The 23484-nt window shown below is 67.9% G+C and carries 24 protein-coding genes; 2 read left to right on the top strand and 22 right to left on the bottom strand.

All coding sequences use genetic code 11. The annotated features are described in order from the left end of the window. The 15 genes from VIR15_RS02345 to VIR15_RS02275 form a co-directional block, all read right to left on the bottom strand. Positions 1-309, bottom strand: a 309-nt coding sequence (locus VIR15_RS02345; RefSeq protein ID WP_331925864.1) for an alpha/beta fold hydrolase, incomplete at its 3' end; no start/stop codon positions are given. Between the two features lie 403 nt (positions 310-712). Continuing rightward, a complete protein-coding gene (locus VIR15_RS02340) occupies positions 713-1663 on the bottom strand; it encodes an isocitrate lyase/PEP mutase family protein (protein WP_331925863.1) in 951 nt (316 codons plus the stop codon). A gap of 52 nt (positions 1664-1715) precedes the next feature. Further along, on the bottom strand, positions 1716-3164 hold the full coding sequence (locus VIR15_RS02335; protein ID WP_331925862.1) for an MmgE/PrpD family protein: 1449 nt from the start codon (positions 3162-3164) through the stop codon (positions 1716-1718). A 3-nt stretch (positions 3165-3167) separates the two neighbouring features. Beyond that, positions 3168-3482, bottom strand: a complete 315-nt coding sequence (locus VIR15_RS02330; RefSeq protein ID WP_331925861.1) for a hypothetical protein — start codon at positions 3480-3482, stop codon at positions 3168-3170. 66 nt (positions 3483-3548) lie between these two features. After that, positions 3549-4796, bottom strand: a complete 1248-nt coding sequence (locus VIR15_RS02325; RefSeq protein WP_331925860.1) for an NAD(P)/FAD-dependent oxidoreductase — start codon at positions 4794-4796, stop codon at positions 3549-3551. 2 nt (positions 4797-4798) lie between these two features. Then, on the bottom strand, positions 4799-5161 hold the full coding sequence (locus tag VIR15_RS02320; RefSeq protein WP_331925859.1) for a non-heme iron oxygenase ferredoxin subunit: 363 nt from the start codon (positions 5159-5161) through the stop codon (positions 4799-4801). Then, complete coding sequence (locus tag VIR15_RS02315; RefSeq protein ID WP_331925858.1) at positions 5154-5921, bottom strand: ABC transporter ATP-binding protein; 768 nt, start codon at positions 5919-5921, stop codon at positions 5154-5156. Before VIR15_RS02315 ends, VIR15_RS02320 begins: the two co-directional genes overlap by 8 nt. 4 nt (positions 5922-5925) lie before the next feature. Further along, positions 5926-6672, bottom strand: coding sequence for an ABC transporter ATP-binding protein (locus tag VIR15_RS02310; RefSeq protein WP_331925857.1), 747 nt, complete (start codon positions 6670-6672; stop codon positions 5926-5928). Then, on the bottom strand, positions 6659-7708 hold the full coding sequence (locus tag VIR15_RS02305) for a branched-chain amino acid ABC transporter permease (RefSeq protein WP_331925856.1): 1050 nt from the start codon (positions 7706-7708) through the stop codon (positions 6659-6661). Before VIR15_RS02305 ends, VIR15_RS02310 begins: the two co-directional genes overlap by 14 nt. Then, positions 7695-8570: a branched-chain amino acid ABC transporter permease gene (locus VIR15_RS02300; protein WP_331925855.1), complete on the bottom strand. Its 876-nt coding sequence runs from the start codon at positions 8568-8570 to the stop codon at positions 7695-7697. Before VIR15_RS02300 ends, VIR15_RS02305 begins: the two co-directional genes overlap by 14 nt. Positions 8571-8580: 10 nt before the next feature. Continuing rightward, positions 8581-9795 carry an ABC transporter substrate-binding protein gene (locus tag VIR15_RS02295; RefSeq protein ID WP_331925854.1) on the bottom strand — a complete coding sequence of 405 codons (1215 nt, stop codon included), beginning with the start codon at positions 9793-9795 and terminating at the stop codon, positions 8581-8583. 92 nt (positions 9796-9887) lie between these two features. After that, positions 9888-10610, bottom strand: a complete 723-nt coding sequence (locus VIR15_RS02290) for a putative quinol monooxygenase (RefSeq protein ID WP_331925853.1) — start codon at positions 10608-10610, stop codon at positions 9888-9890. A gap of 96 nt (positions 10611-10706) precedes the next feature. Continuing rightward, positions 10707-11267 (bottom strand): 3-phenylpropionate/cinnamic acid dioxygenase subunit beta, encoded by a 561-nt coding sequence (locus VIR15_RS02285; RefSeq protein ID WP_331925852.1) that lies wholly within the window; start codon positions 11265-11267, stop codon positions 10707-10709. Continuing rightward, entirely contained in the window at positions 11260-12654 is a 1395-nt protein-coding gene (locus VIR15_RS02280) for an aromatic ring-hydroxylating dioxygenase subunit alpha (protein ID WP_331925851.1), read from the bottom strand. The genes VIR15_RS02285 and VIR15_RS02280 overlap by 8 nt, the downstream gene beginning before the upstream one ends. Before the next feature lie 76 nt (positions 12655-12730). Then, positions 12731-13858, bottom strand: coding sequence for a VOC family protein (locus tag VIR15_RS02275; RefSeq protein ID WP_331925850.1), 1128 nt, complete (start codon positions 13856-13858; stop codon positions 12731-12733). 163 nt (positions 13859-14021) lie between these two features. Between VIR15_RS02275 and VIR15_RS02270 the strand changes: the two genes are divergently transcribed. Then, positions 14022-14702, top strand: coding sequence for a GntR family transcriptional regulator (locus VIR15_RS02270; protein WP_331925849.1), 681 nt, complete (start codon positions 14022-14024; stop codon positions 14700-14702). Between the two features lie 207 nt (positions 14703-14909). Here VIR15_RS02270 and VIR15_RS02265 read toward each other — a convergent pair whose 3' ends face one another. From VIR15_RS02265 to VIR15_RS02240, 6 genes are all read right to left on the bottom strand, one after another. Then, a complete protein-coding gene (locus VIR15_RS02265) occupies positions 14910-16082 on the bottom strand; it encodes an acyl-CoA dehydrogenase family protein (protein WP_331925848.1) in 1173 nt (390 codons plus the stop codon). Between the two features lie 55 nt (positions 16083-16137). Next, the gene (locus tag VIR15_RS02260) at positions 16138-17229 is read right to left on the bottom strand and encodes an ABC transporter permease (protein WP_331925847.1); all 1092 of its coding nucleotides are present in this window, start codon (positions 17227-17229) and stop codon (positions 16138-16140) included. Further along, a complete protein-coding gene (locus VIR15_RS02255; RefSeq protein ID WP_331925846.1) occupies positions 17222-18766 on the bottom strand; it encodes a sugar ABC transporter ATP-binding protein in 1545 nt (514 codons plus the stop codon). The genes VIR15_RS02260 and VIR15_RS02255 overlap by 8 nt, the downstream gene beginning before the upstream one ends. A gap of 2 nt (positions 18767-18768) precedes the next feature. Further along, positions 18769-19941, bottom strand: a complete 1173-nt coding sequence (locus VIR15_RS02250) for a sugar ABC transporter substrate-binding protein (protein ID WP_331925845.1) — start codon at positions 19939-19941, stop codon at positions 18769-18771. 160 nt (positions 19942-20101) lie between these two features. After that, positions 20102-20941, bottom strand: coding sequence for a fumarylacetoacetate hydrolase family protein (locus tag VIR15_RS02245; RefSeq protein ID WP_331925844.1), 840 nt, complete (start codon positions 20939-20941; stop codon positions 20102-20104). Beyond that, positions 20938-21849 (bottom strand): VOC family protein, encoded by a 912-nt coding sequence (locus tag VIR15_RS02240; RefSeq protein WP_331925843.1) that lies wholly within the window; start codon positions 21847-21849, stop codon positions 20938-20940. Before VIR15_RS02240 ends, VIR15_RS02245 begins: the two co-directional genes overlap by 4 nt. A gap of 225 nt (positions 21850-22074) precedes the next feature. On the opposite strand from VIR15_RS02240, the gene VIR15_RS02235 reads away from it, so the two are divergent. Continuing rightward, a complete protein-coding gene (locus tag VIR15_RS02235) occupies positions 22075-22920 on the top strand; it encodes an alpha/beta fold hydrolase (RefSeq protein ID WP_331925842.1) in 846 nt (281 codons plus the stop codon). A gap of 192 nt (positions 22921-23112) precedes the next feature. Here VIR15_RS02235 and VIR15_RS02230 read toward each other — a convergent pair. Beyond that, positions 23113-23484 (bottom strand): hypothetical protein (locus VIR15_RS02230; protein WP_331925841.1); only part of this gene is annotated, 372 nt, incomplete at its 5' end.

Raw genomic sequence — 23484 nt, 5'->3', positions numbered from 1 at the left:
GTTGCCGACGAAGGCGGCCTGCTCAATGCCCAGGGCATCGAGGAGCTGAACCGCCGCCTTGGCGTGGTCCATCTCGTCCCGGGTGACAGCGTCTGACCTGCCCCAGCCCGGCATGTCGGGAGCGATGACGTGGAAGTGCTCAGCCAGCGCGTCGATGTTGGTCTTGAAGTTGCTCCATCCCGTAGCGCCAGGACCTGAGCCGTGCAACAGGACGACGGCCGGTGCGGACGGGTCTCCGGCCTCGTTGTAGTGGATGGTCCAGGCGCCCGCATTCACGGTACGGCTGGTTGCTTCGAACGTCAGCGCCATTGCTGCCTCTCCTGAGGGGTTCCGTTGATCGACGCGTGGGCGACGATCTGTTTCTGTAGTGCTCGCTACACAGAATGTAGACGGACGTGCGCGATCCCACAAGGGGTTCGTCTCACTATCCGTCCGTCACGTTCCATGGAGCTGTCGCGGGCGCGCCGAGGAGGCGCATCGCCGTGTCGACGGTGACCCCCCAGTGGGTCGCAAGGCAAACGGTGCCGGAGAGCTGGGCGTATAAGGGCGGGCTGTCGAGGGCCGCGCTCCCGCACGCCCCCGACCATGTGGACCCGGCCGAAAGGCCTGACTCGCCCTTGGTGAGGGCGCCGATGCGGGCCGTCGACCGGGATGCCCGGCTCGGGGCGGGGGCGGTGTGGTACTGGCGGGAGCGTTGCTCACGGAGCCTGGCTCATCGCGTCGCCGTTGAGCCGGTGCCGGCCCACGGCTGGTCGAGCGCGGCTTCAGCAGCGCTGAACTGGGGAAGGTTGAAGAGCGTCTGGCGCTCCTCCCACGTGGCAATGTGCGCGGCATACGAGTCGGTCTCGCCGTGCTCCTTGAGGTGGGCAAGCGCGGCCGCACCCGCGTGCAGCATCGCTCGCATGAGGAAGTTGGCGAAGAGGACGACGGTGAAGCCGAGCTCCTGGTACTCCGTGAGGGTGAGCTGTGGGGTCTTGCCGCCCTCGACGACGTTGACGACGAGCGGGGTGCCGGCCAGCTCCCGGCCGACGAGCGTGAGTTCCTCGACGGTGCGCGGCGCCTCGACGAAGAGCACGTCGGCGCCGGCCTCACGGTAGAGGTGGGCGCGACGGATCGCCTCATCGATGTCGTGGACGCTGCGGGCGTCGGTGCGGGCGATGATGACGGTCTGTGGGTCCTCAAGCGCCTCGCGGACGGCGACGATCTTGTGCGCCATGTGCTCGGCTGGAATGAGGGTGTGGCTGTCGAAATGCCCGCACCGTTTGGGCATCTCCTGGTCCTCGATCTGTAGGCCGGCGGCACCGGCACGCTCGAGCGTCCGGGCGGCGCGCATCGCCATGAGCGGACCCCCGAAGCCGGTGTCGGCGTCGACCACCAGCGGGAGCCGGGTCGCGCCGGCGAGTCGCTCGACATGGGCCGCGACCTCGGTCGCCGAGATGAGGCCCATGTCGGGTATGCCGTACTGCGCGTTGGCCAGGCCGGCGCCGGTCGCGTACACGGCGGCGAAACCGGCCGCCTCCGCAAGCCGAGTCCCCATCGCGTCTGTCGCGCCAGGGAGGACGAGGGTGCCTGCGACGAGCGCGGCCCGCAGGTCGGCGCGCCGCGACGAGGTCGTCGGCCCCGGACCCACGCCGGTGAGCTCACGCAAATCGACCATGTTCATGTCTCCATCCCAAGAATCTGATTGCCAACCGTCACGCTTGACACTGCACCGCTCACTCCATGCAAAGGCCAGCGCGGATGAGGTCCCCAAGCGCGCGCACGGGAGTGCCCTCGAGTGCGTCGAGATCGGCGGTAAGACGATCCGCGGCGACGTCGGCCATAACCAGGGTGAGAGCCGCCCGCTGCTTGGCCCGGCGCTGAGCCGCGCTCATGGGGTTGAGCGGGTGCCCGGAGGCGTGCGGCACATAGGCCTCGACGGTCCGGTCGGCCAGCGCCACCTCGACCCGGCCGGCGTAGCGATCGTGGTCGCCCACCACGAGGTCGTCGACGACTCGCACTCGCGACACCCGGAAGTCGTGGATCTCGGACCGTTCAACGGCCTCCGCGCTGAACTGTGCGGGCCCGGCGGCGCGGTCGAGCGTGGCGGCAGCCATCACCCAGGTCGGTGAGTAGCGCGCCTGCTGCTCGTCGGAGGGGCGCTGGTGCCGCATGATTCCCAGGACGAGCGGGTCGACGTGCGCGGTCACCGAGCGGATGTCCGCGGTGGCGACGTCCTCACGGTCGAGAACCTCGAGCAGTGCGTCGACAGCGCTGTGGATCGAACCGCAACACGCGTAGGGCTTCTGCACCAGTCCCCAGTCGGTCTCGATCCCGTGGCGACCGGCGGCCAGCCCATCGAGGATCTCCCTCGCAGCCTGCTCGGGCTCATGCTCGGCCCCCATGGTGCGCACCATCCCCGACGGACCCAGCAGCCAGGACGATCCGGCCGTCGCGCCGGCCCGTGCGAGGAGGGCCGCGTGGACGCCGTTGCGGGCGGCCAGCCCGCCGTGCAGCGCCTTGGTGGTCGTCCCGAAGTGGGCCCGCAGCCCGCTCGCCATGGTCGAGGCGATGCCGAGGGCGACGCCAGCCTGCGCCGCGTCGAGGCCGAGGAGCCGGGCGGCGGCAGCTGCGGCACCAATGCTGCCGACCGTGCTCGTCGCGTGCCAGCCGCGGCGGTAGTGCGCGTGGGAGAGCGCGAGGCTGGTGAGCCAGTCGACCTGGTAGCCGGCAAGGAAGGCGTCGATGAGCGCGTCGCCGGAGGCGTCGAGGGCTTCGGCCAGCGGCCAGATCGTCCCGAGGAGCACTGCGCTGACGTGACCGTGCATGGGATGCATGTAGTCGTCCCAGTCGAGACCGTGCGTCGCGGTGCCGGCGAAGAGTGCTGCGTCGATGACGGAGAAGTGCGCCGGGTCGTTCCACAGCGGCGCGAGCGGCACCGAGGCCTCCACCCCCGAATGGCTGGGCATCGAGCCGCCGGCACCACCGACCTCTCGGTGAGGCAGGAGAGTTGCGCGGACGAGCGCGGCCTGCCGACTCATGCTCCCACCGATGCCGATCGCCAAGGTGTCGTCGATCGCGCTCCTCGCGAGTTCCTGTGCCCGGGCGGACCACGATCCCTCGCCGACGGCCACTTCGGCCAGGCGGGCCTCGATCCCACCCGAGGCGACGTTGACGGCGGTCATGGGTCAGGCCGCCCCGGCTGCGAGATAGTCCCGCATGACTTCGCAGATGCCGAGTGTCAGCTCGTTGTCACCGTGGCTGAGGACGAGCCCGCGCTCCGCCCAAGCCAGTTGCCAGCCGTGCAGCTCCAGGGTCTGCGTGAGGTGCTCGATGAGCAAGTGCTGGCGGTCGGCGACTGAAACCGGCTCGCGGTTGGTGTCGACGACGAGCTCGAAGAGGAGGTCGTCAGCCGACAGGGCCCCGAGTCGGGCCAGCTCGGCGTCGACGCGCAGGGCGACCGGGGCCAGGTAGAGGTCACCGAGGTTGTGGGGGTTGGTCATGAGGGACCTTTCGTGCGAGATGGCGAGAGCGACCCAAGGTCGGGGTTGGCCCCGAATAGTGGGCGTTCAGCGGCGGAGCAGGGTCCGCAGGTTGGTGCTCGGGTCGGTGAGCTCGTCGGCGTCGATGAGGTGACCGCGGTCAATGAGGCGGCGAGCGACACGGATCGCGATCGGGTCGTCGATGGCGACCGCCCCGATGAGGCGCTGCGCGTCGCCCTCAGGGACGAGGACGAAGTGCGCGATCGGCGGCTCTGGGCCGCCGCGGACGGCGTTGATCGCCCCGGGTTTAGTCGGCTCGCCGACCGCCTCGACATGCCGGCCATGCCGGTCACTCCACCACCACGAGGAGGACGCCTCGGCGGTGGCGTCCGCTCCGAGGATCGTCGTCGCGGCCCTCCGGCCGCTGACCTGCGCCGCCTCCCAGTGCTCGGTGTGACCGTGACCGGCGCGCTCCGCGCAGTCACCGATGGCCAGGATCCTAGGGTCGCTCGTGCGCTGGGCGTCGTCGACAAGGATGCCGCGGGCGACGTCCAACCCGGCGTCCTCGGCGAGCGCGGTGGCCGGGCACATCCCGACGGCGAGGAGTACGGCGTCGAACTCAGCCTCGACGCCCGAGGCGAAGATTGCGCGGAGCCCGGAGTCATCGGGAGCGAGCGCGGTGACTGTGTCGGTGCGGGCCGTCGCGCCGTGCCGGTCATGCTCGGCGTGCAGCCAGGCCGCGAGCTCCTCGCCGACAGCTGCGGCAAGGGGTGGGTCGACCGGGTCGACGACCGTGACGGCACAGCCGAGCGCGAGAGCCGTCGCGGCGACCTCGGCCCCGATGAGCCCGGCCCCGACGACGAGCAGCCGAGCTTCTGGGACGAGCGCGGCGCGAAGCCGATCCGCGTCCGCCCGGGTGCGAAGCACATGGACGCGCGGGTCCTCGACCCCGGGCAGCGGAGGCACCGCCGCAGTCCCGCCGGTGGCAAGAACGACGACATCGCCCTCAATCGCCTTGCCGTCGTCGAGGGCGACGGCAAGGCGCTCGGGCCCGAGGATCAGGCCACGCGCGGAGGCGGGCCGGACGCTCACCTGCTCCTGGGGATACCAATCAGGTTGCTGGAGAAGGAGTCCAGTGGCGTCCATGGCCCCGGATAGGTACTCCTTGCTCAGTGGCGGTCGGTCGTACGGCATGCCGTCGGGGTCGATGATGGTGAGCGGGCCGGTGTGGCCACCGGAGCGCAGAGCCGAGGCGCAGGCGAGTCCGGCGATGCCGCCCCCGACAACGACGACTCGGGCGTCAAGCCCTGCTCCGGGAGGGCGTGCGGTGACCATCCTCAGGCCTCCCCTGCTGCGACGAGCGCTCGCGGGACCAGGACCTTGGTGCCGACGTCGATGCGCACCCTTTCGTCGACGACCTCGACCGGGTAAGTGTCAAGGGCTTTGGTTGCGGGAAGGGAAAGCGCCTTGCCGGTGCGAATGTCGAACTCGGCCATGTGGAGCGCGCACTCGATGCGGTCGGCGTCGAGGTAGCCGTCGCTCAATGAGAACTCCATGTGCGTGCACGTGTCGGCCGTTGCGAAGAACTCGTCGCCGACACGGTAGAGCGCCACCGGCGGCACCGTCTCGACCTTTTTCACGTCGCCGTCGTCGAGCTCGTCGACCCCAGCGGCGTCGATCCACACCTGGTCATCAGACATCGGCAATTTCCCTCTCGTTAGCGGTCGCTGCTGGGTGCGCGACGGGTGCGTTGTGGTCTGCAGCGTCATGTCCGAGGTAGGCGCGACGCAGGACATCACCCTCACGAGCCTGCTCGGGCGTGCCCTGGAAGACGGTGCGCCCGGTCCGGATCACCGTCACCGACGAGCACAGGTCGAGGGCGGCATTGGAGTTCTGCTCGACGAGGAGCAGCGGCACCTCGGCGGAGATCTTGCGCAGTGCGTTGAAGACCTCCTTGGCCACCAGCGGTGACAGGCCCAGCGAGGGCTCGTCGAGCATGAGCAGACGCGGCGCCGCGACGAGGGCTCGGCCGACCGCGACCATCTGCTGCTGGCCACCGGAGAGCGTCCAGGAAGGACGCTTGGTCATATCCGCGAGCATCGGGAAGAGGGCGTAGACGTCCTCGAGACGGAAGACCGGCGTGCGGCCCGCCTGGGCGGTCATGCCGAGCAGGAGGTTCTCATGGACGGTGAGTGTGCCGATCATCCGGCGCCCCTCGGGGACCTGGATGAGGCCTGCGCGAGCACGCCTCTCAGGCCGCATACCGGTCAGATCGGTGCCGTCGAAGGCGATCCTGCCCTCATAGGGGCTGAGGCCGGAGATCGCGTTGAGGATCGAGCTCTTACCGGCAGAGTTCGGCCCGAGCAGCGCGACGGTGTCGGCATCCGGCACGGTCAGGCTGACCCCCCGGACGGCGTGCGTCGTGCCGTAGTGGACGTGGAGGTTCTCGATGGTCAGCATCAGGTCACACTCCGAGGTAGGCGTCGACAACCACGGGATCGTTGAAGACCTGGTCGGGCGCTCCGGAAGCGATGAGGCGCCCCGTCTGGAGCACGTCGATCCGGTCGCAGACCCGCGAGAGGTACTCGATCTTGTGGTCGACGACGATGACGGCGACGCCCCGGTTCCGGGCGCGCAGGACGAAGTCAGCGAGGTCACTGGTCTCCTCGGTGTTCAGGCCGGCCGAGGGCTCGTCCATGAGGAGGACCTCGGGGTCGCCCGCCATGACCCGGGCGAACTCCACATAGCGGGACTGACCATAGGAGAGCGTCTCGACCTCGGTGTCAGCGTGGTAGGCGAGACCGACCAGGTCCAGAGCCGCCATCGCTTTGTCGTGACGCTCCCGCTCGAGCTTGGCCATCGCGGGCCGTGCGAGGGTTGAGGCCCAGAAGCCGGCGCGGCGACGGTCACTCGATCCCAGCAACACATTCTCGAGCACGCTGAGCTCAGCGAACGACTGGGGGGTCTGGAAGGTCCGGCCGAGACCGGCCCGGCGAATCCTGCCTGCATCACCAAGCGGGATCTCGTGCGCGTTGATCCGAAGCTTCCCCGTCGCCGGGACGACGCCTGTCGCTGCATTGAGGAAAGTCGTCTTGCCGGAGCCGTTCGGTCCGACGAGGCCGACGACCGATCCCGGATCGACCCGAATGCTCACATCGTCGACGGCCACCACGCCCCCGAAGCGCACGGTGATGTTCTCAGCCACGAACACGCCGGCCCACCACCTTTCGGAACAGACGCGAGACGCCGCCGAGAATCCCGTGCGGCAGAAGCACGATCGTCGCGAGGAGAAGGAAGGAGTAGACGACCGTCTCGTACTGCTGGACCGGCCGGAGGAACTCAGGCAGCCAACGCAATACGAAGGCGCCAAGGAGGGCTCCCCACATCGTGCCGGAACCGCCGATGAGCACCATGAGGAAGAGATCGATGGCCACGCCGACTCCGTAGGACTCAGGGGCGATCGAGCTCATCGTATGGGCATGCAGGGCGCCGGCGAGGCCACCCAGGACCGAGGCGAAGACGAGGATGCGGACCCTCGTGGCGGTGACCGGGATGCCGTTGGCCTGAGCGACCGTCGGGTTGTTCTTCACGGCGAGCGCGTTACGACGCAACGGCGAGCGGTTGACCAGAGTGGCGACGATGACCACGGCGAGGGTGATGCCGGCGATCAGCCAGTAGATGCCGGCCAAGTCAAGCTCGGTCTCTCCGATGCCCGGGGCAGGAATCCCGTAGATGTTCCCGGAGCGCTCGCCACCGAGGAAGTCCCAATGGTGAAAGAGGATGACGCACAGCTCGGCGAAGGCGAGGGTACCGACCGCGAAGTACATGTGCTGGGCCTTGCGCAGCAACAGCGCAAGCAGCGCCCCAACCCCGGCCGTGACCACCATGGCGAGCAACACGCCCCCGACGAAGCCGATCGACTCGTACACCTTGGCGGTGAGGTACGCGCCCAGGCCCATCATCGCCGCCTGCCCGAACGCGAACATGCCCCCGACCGAGTAGGCGTAGTAGAGACCGAGCGCTGCGATGCCATAGACGAGTGAGGCGGTGAGCACTGAGAGGTTGTATGCATCGTCTCCGCCCCACAGGCCGAGGATGAGGAGGATGACGGTCGCCCCGATGATGCCAAGCGGACCGGATCTGGCGGTGAGCCGCTGCAGCCCGGAGTGGGCAGGACCCGCGGACGGATCCGGCGAGGATGTCGACGTGGATGGGGATGCGGGGGAGGTCACCTCAGAGACGGACACTGGACTCACCTCCGAACAGGCCCTCGGGTCGCAGGGCGAGGATGAGAAGGATCGCGACAAAGGGGTAGGCCTGCCGGAAGTCCGGCGCGATGTAGCCCGCGGCGAGCTGCTCGACGAGACCGAGGAGCATGGCCCCGCCGACGACGCCCCAGAGCCGTCCGAACCCCGCGATGATCGCCGCGCCGAACGAGAAGAGCATCGGAGCAAGGCCCATCTCGGGGGTCAGGGCCGCGATGGGACCGAGGAGCACCCCGGCGAGTCCGGCCATGGCGCTGGCGAGCGCGAAGGCCGCGATCGACAGCTTGTTGGCAGCTACGCCGTAGAGGCGGGCCGTGTTGCGGTCCGCGGCCAACGCCCGCACCTGACGCCCAAAAGAGGTCCGATTGAATGCGAGCGATAGGCCCAGGACCGCAAGCAGCGAGACGGCGAGCACAAGCAGCGAGTGCTTGGGCACTGTGCCGCCCAAGATGGACACCGTGCCATAACCCAAGGGGCTCTGCAGACCTCGCGGGTCCGCGTCGTACCAGAGCACGACGAGACCGACCATGGCGAAACCACCCGCCAGCGTGGCGAGGAAGACAGAGTCGATCGGCTTGGACCGCAACGGAGCATAGGTGAGGCGTTCGAGCACCACACCGATGACCGCAAGGATCGCGATGGCGAGCACGGAGGCCAGGACCAGAGGCAGTCCCAGGTCCGTGCTCGCCCAGAACGCCAGATAGGCGCCCAGTGCGACCAGCCCGAACTGCGCGGCGTTGATGACGCCAGTGGCCTTCTGGAGGACCACGATCCCCAGGGAGACCAAGGTGTAGATGGCCCCCAGCGTCAGGCCACTGAACAGCAGGGTGATGAAGGTATCCATGAGGAAGTGATCAGCCCTGCTTCGAGCCCTGGCCCAGAAGCTTGTCCGACGTGTACTTCGCGACGAGCTTCGGGTTGCCGCCCTCGAAGTTGACGATGACGGCCTCGTGCATGAGCTCGTGCCGGTCGTCGGACTTGTACTCGGTGGCGCACATGGTGTTGTCGTTGAACGTCACCGTCTTGAGGCCCTCGGCGATGGACTTCGAGTCAAATCCAGCGCCCTCATTGCCAGCCGCGACAGCGAGGTTGACCGCGTCGTAGGCGACGGCGGAGGCATAGTCCGCCAGGGCGTTGAACTTGCCCTGGAACTTCTTGGCCCAGGCCTGGACGTGGGCGCGGTCGTCCGAGACGGGATCGCACGCCGCGGTGCCGTAGAGGTTCTTCTGGAGGGCAACGTCCACCAGCTTCATCGAGTTGACGAGCGAGGCGGATCCGGCGCTGAGCATCGGCACGTCACCGAGGTCCATCTGCGCAGCCGTCTTGAGCGCGAGCGCAAGGTCCGGCGGGTAAGCCCAGTTGACGACGAGGTCGCTGCCCTTCATCGCCAACATCTCATTGGTGAGATCCGCAGTGCCCTGCGGGTAGAGACGCTCATTGACGATCTTGGCGCCGCCCTTCTCCAGCGGAGCCTTGAAGCGTGGCAGGGCGTCCTTGCCAAAGTCCGCCGCCAGGCCCATGAGGCCGATATTCGTCGGCTTGAGCTTGTCCTGGATCCACTGCACGGCGCCGTAGATCTGCTCCGGCTGCGCGGTGACCATCCGGAAGGTGGTCTCGCTACCGAGGCTCTCGTCGAGAGCGACCGGGGTCGAGGAGCTCATGTTGATGTAGGGGATGCCGGCCTTCTTGAAGATGTCGGCGATGGCGTTGGTCTGGACGACGGTGGCCGAGCCGATGATGACGTCGACCTTGTCCTTGACGGCGAGCCGGGCCGCGGACACAGCCTTCTGTGCGTCGAGGGCGTCGTCGTACTCCTTGAGCACGACCTTGGTCCCGTCGATGCCGCCAGCGTCGTTGATCTCCTGGACGGCCAGCTTCACGCCGTTGACGTAGGCCGGCTGGGTGGCCGCGCCGCTGGTGGAGAAGATGCTGCCGATGACCAGCTCCTTGTCTCCCTCGGCAGCGCCGCTGCTGCCGCCCCCGTTCCCGCAGGCGGCGAGTCCGAGGCCCGCGACGGCGAGACCGACGGCAAAGGTGCGCGAGGTGCCTCGCTTCACGACCTGTCGCATGGTGTTCCTTCCGGTGGTGCGGCGGGCACGTTGCCCGCCGGAGTGGTGAATGTCCTGCTGCCGTCGTGGCCGTCGGACGAGGGTGGTCCCGATCAGGGCAGCGGCCACCGGATGGTGGTCGCCTGCTGATCGGCGTCGGCCGGGAGCACCCGGCCGTACATCTCTCGGTATGCCGTGTGGCGGTAGAACTCCATGGCGTCGCTGCCGCCCGCCCGAGCCACGGCCGGGCCGGTGTTCCGTTGACCCGCGACGCCGGAGGAGAGCCGCAGCGCCCAGTGCGCGTCGTAGTGCTGAGGAGTAGCCCACAGCTCGAGGAGCGCATGGTGCTGCGGATGAAGGTCGCTCTGGGTCCAGGCGTACTCCACGCAGCCATGCTCGGAACGCGTGCGCAGGATGTCGGCGATCAGGCGCTCATGCACCTTCCCGGTGCCCTCGAAGGAACGCTGGATGAGGATCCGTACGCCCCTTCCGCCGTGCGGGCCGCCGACGACCGACGGGACGTGATGCGCCGGGTCGGGCTGCCAGACCCCGTCGGCATGGATGAACCGGCTCTGTCGGTAGAGTTCGAATGCGGTGCCGTGCGGCTCTGGACCGAGCCCGGCACGGAGCAGGCTGAGAGCGGGCGTGAGCGCGCCCTCGTCGGGCAGCAGACCGACTACCGCTGCCAGATCGGCATCGACGAGGCTCACGAGCACGTCCGCCTCCAGCCAGTTCGCGCCCGTGACGAGTTCGCCGCACAGGTGGGCGAGCGCGGAGCGGCGGCCGTCGTCATGCAGGATCGGGTCGGGGACGCGGGCGATGAAACGGACCGCCATGGTCACTCCTCTCGGGCTGTGGTCGGGATCGGGGCTGGTGAGCAGGGCAGCGTTCGGCGGCCCGGCGAGGTGAGGGGAGCCCGCCGGCCTGTGGGGTCAGTAGAAGGAGCTGAGGTTCTTCACGAGGAGGGTTGCCTGGTCGAAGATGACCGTGCGGCGGACCAGCTCGAAGCCCCAGGGCGAGTGGCTGCTCCGGATGACGTCCGCGCGGCGGCCATAGATGATGTCCTCGTCACGCTCGCTGCGGGTGCGGTAGACGCAGAGGTTGGAGCGCACCGCGAAGACCTCGGCATCGTCAGTGCCGTCGACAATGACATTCGTGACGAGGTGGCGGGTCCGACTCGGCGGCTCCTCAGCCCAGGCCATATGCGTCTGGAGGCGGTCGACCCGCTCCTTGAGAAGGTCGAAGTCTTCCTCGAAGTAGGCCGAGGTGCCGGGTAGGGCGATCTCGTGCTTGCGCTCGCGGTACGTGCGGTTCTCGCGGACCGGCGCGGCATACGAGATGTCCGACGCGAGCAGCTCAAGCCACGTGGTGAACTGCCACGTGTCCAACAGGTGCGCCTCCTCGTAGAGGAAGCGCTCGATTGCACGCTCGGTCGTGGCGTCGACATTGACGGTGTGATGCGTGGTGGTCGACGCGGTCATTGCCTCAGCCACGGGGGCCCTCCTTCGCGGCGCGCGCCTGGGCCAGCGAATCGGGGGCCGTCGGCTCGTGGTCGAAACCCTGGGCCTCCTCGGCGAGGCGCATGATCTCGGCCCAGGTCATGCCCGAGAGCAGCCGGCCCCAGTGCCGGTAGAGGCCGCGGGCACCGGCGTCGGAGTAGCAGTGTGGAGTCGTCAAGCCGGGGAGGTCGTCGACGTCGCGGGCAGTCGCCCCAAGCTGCATCCGGTAGTTGAGCCGGCCCTTGCGCGCCATGTGGCCGCGCAGGATCCGCTGGATCTCGAGCCAGTTCTCGGCGTCGTCCTGCTCGAACATGCCGCCGGGGCTGAAGGTTCGCAGCACGTTGATCCGGTACTGCTCCTTGACCTCGTCCGGGGCGGTCTTGGGAACCAAGGTCCAGGCCCAGATCTCCATCTCGCCCGGGCCTCGCGGGTGCGTGACGCGGAAGGTGTTGTTCATCAGGAACATGAAGTTCGGGAAGATGTTGCCGTGCCCGCGCACCGACAGGGCACGGCGCTCGCCCAGCCGCTCGAGGGTCTCGTCGCGGCGAGAGTTCTCCCACTCTGCGATCTCCGGATTCAGGCTGAGCGAGCCGATCCGACGGTCGAACCAGCCGCTGCCATGCCCGAGCGGAGAGGTGAATTGCTGGCCCGGGCTCACCTCGTACAGTGCCTCGCGGTTGAACTCGCTATCGCCGATTCTCTGCTGCGCGTTGCGGTTCATGACCTGCATCGCCGAGGCGTGCGAGACCTCCGCGTGGTACATATCGCTTGCGGGCTGCTCGGCGTTGAACTTCCAGTTTGCGGGGATGACCCACTTGTGGACCGCGATGGCCTCCATACCGCCCTCGTAGCGGTCGATGTAGCCGTCGAAGTACCACGCCATGTCACCGAGGTAGTCGACAAACTCCGGCGCCTCGAGGTCCCAGGTTCCGAAGATGAACCCCTTGTAGTTGGTGATCCGCGGCACCCTGCGGGCACCCCACTGGCTCTTGTCGAGGGCGCCTCCGGGATAGGCGACGTCTTCGTGGGGGACATGGGTGAGGTTCCCGGACAGGTCATAACCCCAGCCGTGGAAAGAGCACATGAAGGCCTTGGCGTTGCCCTTGTCGGCGCGGCAGATCCGCATTCCCCGGTGGCTGCACTGATTGAGGAACGCAGCGATGGAACCGTCCTTCTGGCGCACGACGACGACTGGGTCCTCACCCATGTACTGCTGCAGGAAGTCGCCCGCCTTGGGGATCATCGTGTCGTGGGCGAGGAAGAGCCACGAGCGGGCGAAGACCTGCTCGAGCTCCTTCTCGTAGATCTCCTCGTCGGTGAAGATGGCGCCGGAGATGGTGCCGTTGTCGAGGTCGAGCAGGTCGTCGAGGACGGGATCCATGGAGTTCCTTTGCCGTACGTCTTTGCGTCGCCGGGTCTGACGACGCGGTGGTATGCCGGATGGCCGGGTTCGGAGGTCACCGACCGGCCGCGAGGGCCGCGAAGTCGACGAAGAAATCCGGCCGGCGCACGTCGTCCTCGGCTGGCCGGCGAGAGAGCACGCCCTCGATGAGGTAGCCGCCGAGCCTGTCGAACGTGTCGTAGTAGCAGAAGCACATCGCCCCCCGCATGAGGTCGGCGCCCATGACCCGGGGCATCCCGGCGTCGGCCAGCCATTCCTCGACGGCATCCCACTCGTCCTCGTTGGAAGTCACCTGGAGCAGCAGGTGGTGGACGCCAGGGCCGCGTAGGTCGCGGAAGAGCCGGTTGTAGTGGCTCGGCCCACGGGTGGGCTGGATGATCTCGAGCCCGAAGTCCTTGAAGGGCGTGAGCCCGGTGAAATACGCGTGGGTGACCGGTTCCCCCTGGAAGTAGGGGTCCTCGAGGCGGCCGGGCTCGGTGCGCCACTCGCGCATGTTGAAGGACGGGACACCCAGGATCCGGTGGTACTCGCGGACCGCCTCCATCGCGTCGTCGACCACGATCCCGAAGTGCGCGACCGAGCGGACCGCGAGCGGATTGACGCCCTCGGGGCGGGTGTAGTTCTCGGCGACGGAGACTCGCTCTCCGTATGTCGCGGGCAGGCGTCCACTACGAGGCACGAGGATCTCGACGAAGTACCCGCCGAGAGCATCGCGGGTGTCCACGAAGTGCCGCTCCACGGCGCCGTCGACCGTGAAGGAGGCGGCCAGCGGCAGGCCGGCGTGGCCGAGCTCAGCGGCCAGCGCGGGGAACTCCTCGGGTGTGCTGACCGCGAGGGTCAGGTGGGTGATGCCAGGGCCCTTCACCAGGAGATACTCCTGGAACGGGCTCTCGCCCGAGATCGGCTGGATCAGCTCGAAGTGCACTGGGACGTCGAGCTCACCGTTCATGACCCGACCCTCGGCACGCCCCCGGTCGTCGCGTGGAGGGGTGGTCGCGCCGCGCGCGCTGCGGAAGGCGCCGGTCGTCGCCCGTCCGTGCATGAAGACCTCGGTGAGCCGGTCCTCGGTGAACTCGGCCACATCCCAGACGTCGATGCCGAACATCTCGCCGTAGTTGGCCATTGCGAACTCGAGATCGCTGACCACGACACCAATGCTGTGCAACTTGTCGACGGGGATCACGGCGGGCTCCTTTGGGCGGCGGTGCCCACACGTGGGTCCTTGGGGCATTGCCCCGAGGCGGTCACCACGAACCTTCACATGTCATCCGCCAACTGTCAACAGTTTGCATTTGTCAGTTGACAGTCTTCTGTCCAAGTCGGGAGATCCTCTACTCTTTCGTTTCATGGCCACCACTGACGCCGCACCGGCGAGCCGCCGCATCGGGGGTGAGCGAGCGACGATGGCCAGCCTGGCCGTGCGTGAGCTACGGCAGATGATCCTCGACGGCGAGATCAAGCCTGGCGAGCGACTGAATGAGGTCCTCATCGCCGAGTCGCTCGGCATCAGCCGCGGCCCCCTCCGCGAGGCGATCCAGCGTCTGACCGCCGAGGGACTGCTCAGCGTGATCACGCACAAGGGCGCCTTTGTGCCCGCGATCAGCCCGGAGGAGCTGCGCCACCTCTATGAGCTGCGGATCGCTATCGAGAGCGCTGCGGTGCGGCTGGGCGTGACACGAGCGACCAAGGACCAGCTCGACGACCTGCGCAGGGACCTTCAGCACACCAAGGAGATCCTCGACAGCGGATCCGACCAGGCATATCCCGCCGATGTCGAGATCCACAGTCAACTCGTGGCGCTGGCGCAGAACCCCGCGTTTGACAGCACGATCCGCGATGTTCACTCGCGGATCCACTTGGCGCGCGCCCGCTCCGCGACCGACCCCGAGCGTGCCCGCGCGGCGCACCGGGAGCACACGGTGATCCTTGCGGCGATCCAAGCCGGAGACGGTGAGGCCGCGGCGGCCTTGCTCACCGATCACTTGACCTCAGCCTGCGAGAACGCCATTCGTCGCCTCGAGGCCTGACGCAGCGCTGACGGACACGAGGTAGACGAGCAGCATCCAGGTGCCCTCGAGTGGGCTCGCGCCAGATGGTTGATCGCCGTCGGCAGCGCGACACCGAGCATCGTCGCGTTGAGGGCAGATGAGCACCGTGGCAGCGAACCCGACCGCGAGAGTGGCACGGGCTTGCCCGCGGCCCACACCTGGGCGCGGTTGGAAGACCGGAGCCCTTCAGTACTGGGCGGACGGTGGGATCTCGCCGCCGAAGGCATCCAACCCCCAGGCCACGTAGCAGGGCTCGCGACTGTTGCAGACGTGGGTCGAGGCCACCTGGAGGTCACGCCAGTAGCGCTCGAGCGGGGAGCCCTTCTGGATGGACGACGAGCCCATCAGGCGGTAGAGCTCGTTGACCGCCTCGATGGCGCGGTCCGTGGCCCGCACCTGGTCGACCCGGAAGCGGAGCCGGTCCTTGACGGTGATGTCCCCGCCGCCGGCCACGGTGTCGTAGAACCGGGCGATGATCGACTGGACGTGACTGATGCTCGCCTCGACATCCGACTCCGCGCGGGCCAGGGCCGCGAGGACGAACGGGTCCGCCTTGGAGACGCTGCCCTGGGAGGAGACCCGGGCCTGGATGTGGTCCCACGCGGCCCGGACGGCGCCGCGGGCGATCCCGAACGTGCCGGCCGAGATCGCGAAGGGGAACATCACGCCGAATCGCATCGCGTAGAGCGGCGCGCCTGGGCGCCAGCGGTCGCTGTAGGTGTTGTCGCGGACGAGGATGCCGTCCAGGACGCGGTGGTCCGGCACGAAGGCATCGTCCATCCGTACGTCCTTGGACCCCGTGCCCGACAGGCCCATGACGTTCCAGCTGTCCTCGACGATGTCGTAGTCCTCGCGGGGCAGGACGAAGTGGCGGATGTCCGGTGGCATGACCGGCTTGCCTTCGTCGTCGGTCACCATGCCGCCGAGGATGACCCAGTCGGAGTGGTCAGTCCCGGTGGAGTAGGGCCACTGGCCGGTGAAGAGGTAGCCGCCGTCGACCGGCTTGGCGCGGCCGAACGGAGCATAGGGCGAGGCGATCCACGTCTCGGGGTCGTCGCCATAGACCTCCTTCTGGAGGCGCGGGTCGGCGATCGCGATCTCCCACGGGTGAATGCCGACGACGCCGGCGATCCACCCGGCGGAGGGGTGGTTCGTGCCGACAGCCATGACCCAGTCCATGAAGTCGTTCGGGTGCGCCTCGTGACCGCCGGAGTCCTTGGCCTGCAGCAGCTTCATGCCGCCCGAGGCGCGCAGGATCTCGACGGTGCGGTCGGTGATCCGGCCCAGCTCGTCACTGGGGTCGGCCTCGGCCCGCAGCTCGTCGGCATGGTCGAGGATGTATCGGGTCGCCTCGTGCATGGTGAAGTCGCCCCCCTCTCGTGTGTATGAATCTGTGGTGTGCATGGGTGAGGAATCAGTCGGTCTTGGACCGGTCGCGGACGACCTTGGCGAGCGTGACCGCGACGACGAGTCCGGCGCCGTAGAAGACGTTCTGGATCCAGCCGGAGAAGCCGAGCAGCTGGAGCCCGAAGATGCCGGTGGTCAGGAAGTAGATGGCGATGATCGTGCCGATGGGATTGAACATCCCCGGCTGGACCACTGCAGTGCCGAGGAACACGGCCGCGAGCGCCGGCAGCAGGTAGGTCGCGGAGGTCGAGGAGTCGAAGCCACCCACCGTCGCGACGAGGATGACCCCGGCGAGCCCGGCGAGCAAGGATCCGGCCAGGTAGGCGCCGGCCCGGATGCGCTGCACCCGGATGCCGGCCAGACGGGCGACCTCGGGGTTGGCCCCGACAAAGATCATGCTGCGGCCGAGCGGCGTCCAGCCGAGGATGTAGGCGATGACCACGGCGAGCAGGATGCCGTAGTAGAACGAGACGGGCATGCCGAGCAGCTCGTGGATGGCGATCTTGCTCAGCTCCGGGCTGTTCACCGAGACGATGTTGGAGCCGGAGATCATCTGGGCCAGGCCGATGAGCAGGGTGCCGGTGCCGAGTGTCACGACGAAGCTGGACACGTCCATGACGACGACGAAGAACGCGTTGACCGCGCCAGCGACGAGGCACACCCCGAGCGCCACGAGACAGGCGATCCAGACGTTCCAGCCGTGCACGCCGGCAAGGACCGGTACGAGGGTGGCCGAGATGCCCATGACCGACGCGATGGACAGGTCGAACTCGCCCACAACCAACGTGATCATGGCCGACATCGCAAGGAAGACGAGGACCTGCTGGCTGCCGAAGATCGACGAGAAGGCGCCCCACGAGCCGAATCGAGTCGGCATGAGGATGTAGTAGACGAGCGCCATCGCAGCCCAGACGAGGACGAGGGCGTACTTGCTCGTGAGCGTGTGCAACCAGGCCGGCTCGTACTGGCTGCGCAGGGTCACGCGCCGGGGGCGAGCGGTCTGCTGCTCGGGCTGTCCGGTGTCGGTGATGATGCGCTCGGCGAGCCCGGTCTGCTCGCTCAGCCGCTCGGCTGAGCTCTTGGTCTGGCTGTCAGTCATGGGTCGTTCCTCCCGCGGTCAGCGCGGACTCGGAGTAGATGGCGTGCAGGACCTCGTCCGGGTCCTCGGTGCGGAGCTCCCGCAGGTCCCCCGCGTGACTGTGGACAAGGATCCGGTCGCAGACCTCGGCGAGGTCGGAGGGCTCGATGCTCACGAGCAGGACGCCGACCCCGCGGCTGGCCGTCTCGACGATGGCCCGCAGGATGTCGACTCGGGCGCCGACGTCGACGGCTTGGGTCGGCTCATGGAGAACGAGCAGGTCTGGCTCGACGGAGAGCCACTTCGCGAAGAGGACCTTCTGCTGGTTCCCTCCGGAGAGCTCCTTGATCAGCATGTGCGGTGAACGGGACCTGATCCCCAGTCGCCGGATTGAGGAGCGAGCCTCGTCCTCCTGCCACCGCCGGGCGACGTGCCACGGCCTGCCGCGCCGGCGGATGCTCGGGATGGCGATGTTGTCCCGGATGCTGAGCTCTACCGCGAGCCCCTCGAGGATCCGCTTCTCGGGGACCAGGGCCGCCCCCAGCCTCATGCACGCGGCGACGTCCGCCCTGGACAGGTCGACCGACCCGGCGGCCGTGGTGAGGACTCCGCCAGCTGGCTGGCGACCTCCGGTGATCAGCTGTGCCACGGCCTCGAAGCCCGAGCCCGGCAGGCCCGTCAGCCCGACCACCTCTCCGCGTCGCACCTCGAACGAGAGCGCCTCGAGCGTGTCCGCGCGCAGCCCTTCGACTCGCGCGGCCACCTCGGTGTGACCGGTCCCGCGCTCGGAACGCCCGACCGCCTCGACCGTCTTGCCCAGCATGTGCCGGGCCAGGTCCTGCTCGGTCAAGCCAGCCGTGGGGATCCCGGCTGCAGCTACGACCCCGTCCCTCAGGACAGTCACGCGGTCCGCGAGCTCGAGCACCTCCTTCAGGTTGTGGCTCACCAGGAGGATCGACGTCCCCTCGGCGACGACCTTGCGCAGCAACTCGTGGAAGCGGCGCAGTTCTTCCCTCGGCAGCGATCTCGTTGCCTCGTCGAGGATGACGAGGCCCTCACCCTGGCGCTGGTCACGCAGCGCCCGTGCGATCGCGACCTCTGCGCGCCGCATCGCATTGAGCGGCCCCACCGGATCCTGCGGCTGGATCGGGACGTCCAACCGATCGAGGACTCGACGTGCGGCGGCATCCTGCGCCTTCCAGTCGATCCGCCTCGTCACCGGGTGATAGGGGAAACCGCCGATGCCGATGTTCTCCGACACCGAGAGGTGGTCCAGCAGCCCCAGGTCCTGATGGACCACGGAGACGCCGGCGTCCGTGGCTTCGCTCCACCGGACGGGCAGGTCCAGGTCTTGCCCGTCCACCGAGATGGTCGCTCCCGCGTCTGGCGTGTGGTACCCCGTGAGGATCTTGACGAGGGTCGACTTGCCGGAGCCGTTCTGGCCGATGAGTGCGTGGATCTCGCCCGGAGCAACCTCGAGTTCGGCGTTGCGGAGGACCGTCGTCGATCCAAAGGTCTTCGAGACGCCCCGGGCCTCCAGCCTCATCGTTGCGGCCATGGCTACTCGACGCCCCAGGCGGTGAGGAACGACTTCTTGTAGGCGCTGCCGCCGAACCAGTCGTCGCTGAGGTAGGTCTTGTCGTCGAGGGTCAGCTCACCGACATTGTCCTTGGTGAAGGCTCGCGTCACGAACTCGTCGCCCTTCTCGACCTCCTGGCCGGCGAGCAGCTGCACCATGGCGTTCGCGAACTTCCAGCCCTCGAAGAGGACGGGCGTGCCGAGGTCCGTGACCTGCTGACCGTCCTTGATCCGCTGCAGCCCGGCCAGGTCCGAGCTCGACGAGTGGACCTTGACCTTGCCGGCGAACTTGGCGCTCTGGATGCCCTGGAGCACCGGCGGCACGAAGCTGTCGACGGGAACAATGATCGCGTTCGTGTCCGGGTGCGAGACGAGAGCGGCGCTGATCGAGGTCGCGAGCTTGTCGAGGTTCGCGGTGGTGAACTCCGTCTCCGCGATGCCGCAGCTCGGGCACAGCTCCTTGAACTTGGCGACGCCCTTCTTGCCTGCCTCCGTGGTCGTCGTCGAGTCCATGAGCCGGGCCCAGAGCACGTTGGTCTCCGCGCCTCCTTCAGCGATGGCCGCTTGCGACATCGCCTCGTGCAGCGCGATGACGCGCGGCGTGTTGTCGTAGAAGGCGAGGTTCGCGTCGGCCTGGCGGCCACCGGACGGGGCGACGCCACCCACGACGACCTTGATGCCCTTGGCTGCGAGAGCGTCGAAGGCGGGGCCCGCCATCTGGTAGTCGACGAAGGAGCTGATGACGCCGTCAACCTGCTCGTCGCCCGCCGCCTTGAGGCAGTCAGCGACAGCGGTCGGGTTGAACTTGCCGTCGCAGATCTTGACCTCCGCACCTGCGGCGGTCAGTGCCTCGGTGACACCCACCCCGACGCCGTGGATGACCGGGATCTGGTCACCGAGCGCGACGTAGGTGAAGCGCTTTCCCTTGAGGTCGACCGGCTTCGCGATCTTGGTGACCTCAGGCCACTCGGGCGCCTTGGCCCAGCCCACCATGGCCTCCTTGGCTTGGTCGATGCCGGCCGCGCTGGCGGCACTCGCGGTCGGGCTGGTGGGCGTCTCACGCTCTCCGGCGCCACACGCGCCGATCAAAGAGACGGCGACAGCGGTCGCCGCCAAGGCCCGTACGTGACGGGAGCGGGTGATGGAACGAGACATGTATTCGGCTCCTTTGCCGTGCTGTGTGCTGCCATGCCGGTGGCTCTGGATGGCGGGGGCCAAAGCCGCCTCGCCATTGGAGTGATTGCTACAGGGAAGCAGACGTTCTCCTGCTGTGCAATAGTTTCGACCAATCGTTTCGTGGAGTGGTCGATACGGGTCACACGAATCGATGGGACATTCGACCGATGCCCTCGACCCAGGTCTCGAGAACCTCGCCCCGCTGCAGGAAGCGTGGTGGCTGGAGGCCCATCCCAACGCCGTCCGGGGTCCCCGTGAAGACCAGGTCACCCGGCCGCAACACGAGGACCTTCGACAGCTCAGCGATCGAGCGCGAGATCGAGAAGATGAGGCCTGCCGTGGTGCCCGACTGCACGACCTCACCATCGATGCTGCACCCGAGCCGGATGTCGTTCGGGTCGTCGAACTCGTCGAGCGACACGACCCACGGACCGATCGGCGCGAAGCCGGGGAACGACTTGGCCAGACCGAACTGCGGCGCCGGGCCGGAGAACTGCCGAGCCCGCTCGGACAGGTCCTGGCCGATCGTCAGCCCCGCGAGGTGGGCGAAGACGTCCTCCTCGGCAACGTGGTGCATCTGCGAGCCGACCACGGCGACGACCTCGACCTCCCAGTCGACGTTGCCGTCCGGCAGGACGACGTCGCCGTGCGCGCCCATGATCGACGAGGGGAACTTCGCGAAGATGGGCGGCAGCTCCGTCGGCGGCTCGAAGCCGGTCTCCCGAGCGTGCTCGGCGTAGTTGAGGCCGATCGCAATGATCGCTGGCGGGACCGGCACGGGCGCATCGAGGTCCTCCGCACGCACCGCCTCAGCCGTGCTCGCATCGACCCCGTCGAGCCACTCGCGGATCTCTTCATGCCGCGCCCACATCTGCATGGGGTCCGGCGAGAAGCGGCCGCTGCTCTCCTTCTCGAGGTCCCAGCCGGAGTCATCGCCCTTCATGACGAAAGCGCGGCCAGCGCGGTGGGCAAACCTCATGCCGGCACCGCCTCGATGTCGTGGAGGATGCCGGGCGGGGTGGCCCGGCCGGCCTCGGTCAGCTCGTGACCCCAGAGCGAGGGCCGGTCGTTCGTGGCCGCGATCCAGGTGAGGTCATCGACGACGACCCCGCCGTGGCCGTACTCGATCTGGAAGGACGACGGCGTCGCCATGTAGAAGGACGTCATCAGGTCGTTCGTGTGACGGCCCAGCCCGCGCAGCACGGGCACTCCTGCCGCTTTGGCCAGGTCGAGCCCCGTCCCGACGTCGTCCAGGCTCTTCACCTCGAGCATGAGGTGGTTGAAGCCGACCTTGCCGGGCACCTGGGCGACCGCCAGGGAGTGGTGTCGCCCGTTGCAGTGGTAGAAGCGGACCTTCATGTGCTCCTCGTCCACGCGGTCAGACAGGGTGAAGCCGAGGATGTCGCCGTAGAAGGCATCGGCCGCAGCCAGGTCCGGAACGATGAGCACGACGTGGCCGAGGCCGAAGTCGTCGGCGACGAAGCCGGACAGCTGACGCCCGGGCCAGAACGTCCCGGGTCGGCGGTGCTGCCCGGCAACGAACTCGAGCCGTGTGCCCCAGGGATCGGCCACCCAGGCCATGACGGCGACACCACGGTCGCGGCACTCCTCGGCCGTACCCTGGGTTACCTCGATCCCGCCGAGCCGAAGGCGATCGACGTAGGCGGCGAGCTCGACCTCGTTCGTGAACGCCCAACCGGTGTACAGCAGCTCGTCCCGCTCCCCGGGTCGGACCGTGATGCGGTGGACTGCGTCATCGACCCGCAACCGCACGGCGCCATCCTCACCTCGAGGCGCCAGGCCGCAGCCGAGGACCTCGGTCCCGTAAGTCAGCCACTCCTCGTACCGTGGAGAGGCCACGGCAAGGTAGGCAAGCTCCCTGATCATCATTGATCCCTTCGCGTCGATTCAGTGAGAAGTCAATGCCTCTCAATGTAGTGATCACAACAGAGAATGACTGACCATACGGCCCGCTGCAACAGCGGTCTCCCTTGTTGATACACCTCACCCTCACGGTCAGCACGCCCTTGTCCAATGGTCTTTCCTGTACCTATCCTGTAGTGGTTGCTTCAGAATTGACTCAACACCGCACAGTGAGAGAGGTAGTGCCATATGGCCACCGTCAACAGCACGGACGTCACCCTCAGCGACGTCACGTACCGCGTCCACTCGACCGGGGAGGCCAGTCCGACGGCGCTGCTCTTCCTGCACGGCTCCGGCCCGGGCGCGACCGGCACGTCGAACTGGAAGGCTGTCATCGAGGAGCTCGGCGACCGGTACTACTGCCTCGCGCCCGACATGATCGGCTTCGGCGACTCAGAGCACCCGGAGAACCCGCCGTCGGGCATGAAGGCCTTCAACCTGCTCCAGGCGCAGACCCTGTGGGAGCTGCTCGACAAGCTCGGCGTCGACAAGGTCCACCTCGTCGGCAACTCGATGGGCGGGATGATCTCCATCCGCATGGCCCTGTCCCAGCCCGAGCGAGTAGAGACGATGCTGCTCATGGGCTCCGGCGGCGCACCTGACCTGCCGATCACCCCGGGACTGCAGCACCTGCGCACGTTCTACGCCGACCCGACCCCTGACTCGCTGCGCGCCCTGCTCGAGTCCTTCGTCTACGACATGGACACGCTGACCGGTGTCGTCGACCGCGTCGTCACCGAGCGCATGCCCTACGTCGAGCGAGCCGACGTCAAGCGGTCGCACGCGGCGATGTTCGACCCCAAGGCGGGTCCGCCGGCATTCACCGACGAGGAACTGTCCTCGTTGCCGCACACCACGCTGTGCGTCCACGGCCGCGACGACATCATCGTGCCGGTCGAGTCGAGCACCTACCTGGCCAAGACCATGCCGAACGCGACGCTCCACATCATCCCCAAGTGCGGGCACTGGACGCAGATCGAAGCGCACGACACCTTTGTGTTCCTCCTCGAGAGCCTCATCGCCGGCAAGTTCTGAACGGCGACCCCAAACACCGACGGCGTATGCCGCTGAGCTCGGTCCCAGACGCCGCTGTCGTCAGGTGGTGGGCGGGGACCGCGGGTAGGCGCCCGGCGAGCTCAGCGGCATACGGCATCGCTTTTGTCTTGTGGCTCCAAGCAACGGGCCGGTGCTCGTGGATCCACGAGCACCGGCCCTCGGCGTTGCCGATCAGTCAAGCACGGCGATGCGGTTCCCCTTGACCGCGCCGACCCAGATGCGGTCGCCGACCGGAGCCGCGACCGTCGGTGCACGGAAGTCGGTAGGGTCGCCGGCGAAGATCGTGCGGGCCGCCATGCGCTTCGGGTCGACCGCGAGGACCTCGAGGCCCGTGGGGCAGTTCGCGAGGTCGTTGCGCTGGCAGGCGATCACGTTGGCCGGCGTGTAGTCCTGACCGGTGACGAGGACCTCGCCCTGTCGAGACAGGCGCAGGTTGTCCGGCATGAAGGGCACGTCAACGCTCGCACGCCCGACCGCCGACGTCGGGGAGCCCTGCGTGCGGTCGAGCGGGATGCGGTGGAGCGTGCGACCGCCCCACTCGGC

The sequence above is a fragment of the Intrasporangium sp. genome (assembly GCF_036566125.1).
In the GTDB taxonomy this organism is placed as follows: Bacteria; Actinomycetota; Actinomycetes; order Actinomycetales; family Dermatophilaceae; genus Intrasporangium.
This window is presented reverse-complemented; position numbering and strand designations above follow the sequence as displayed.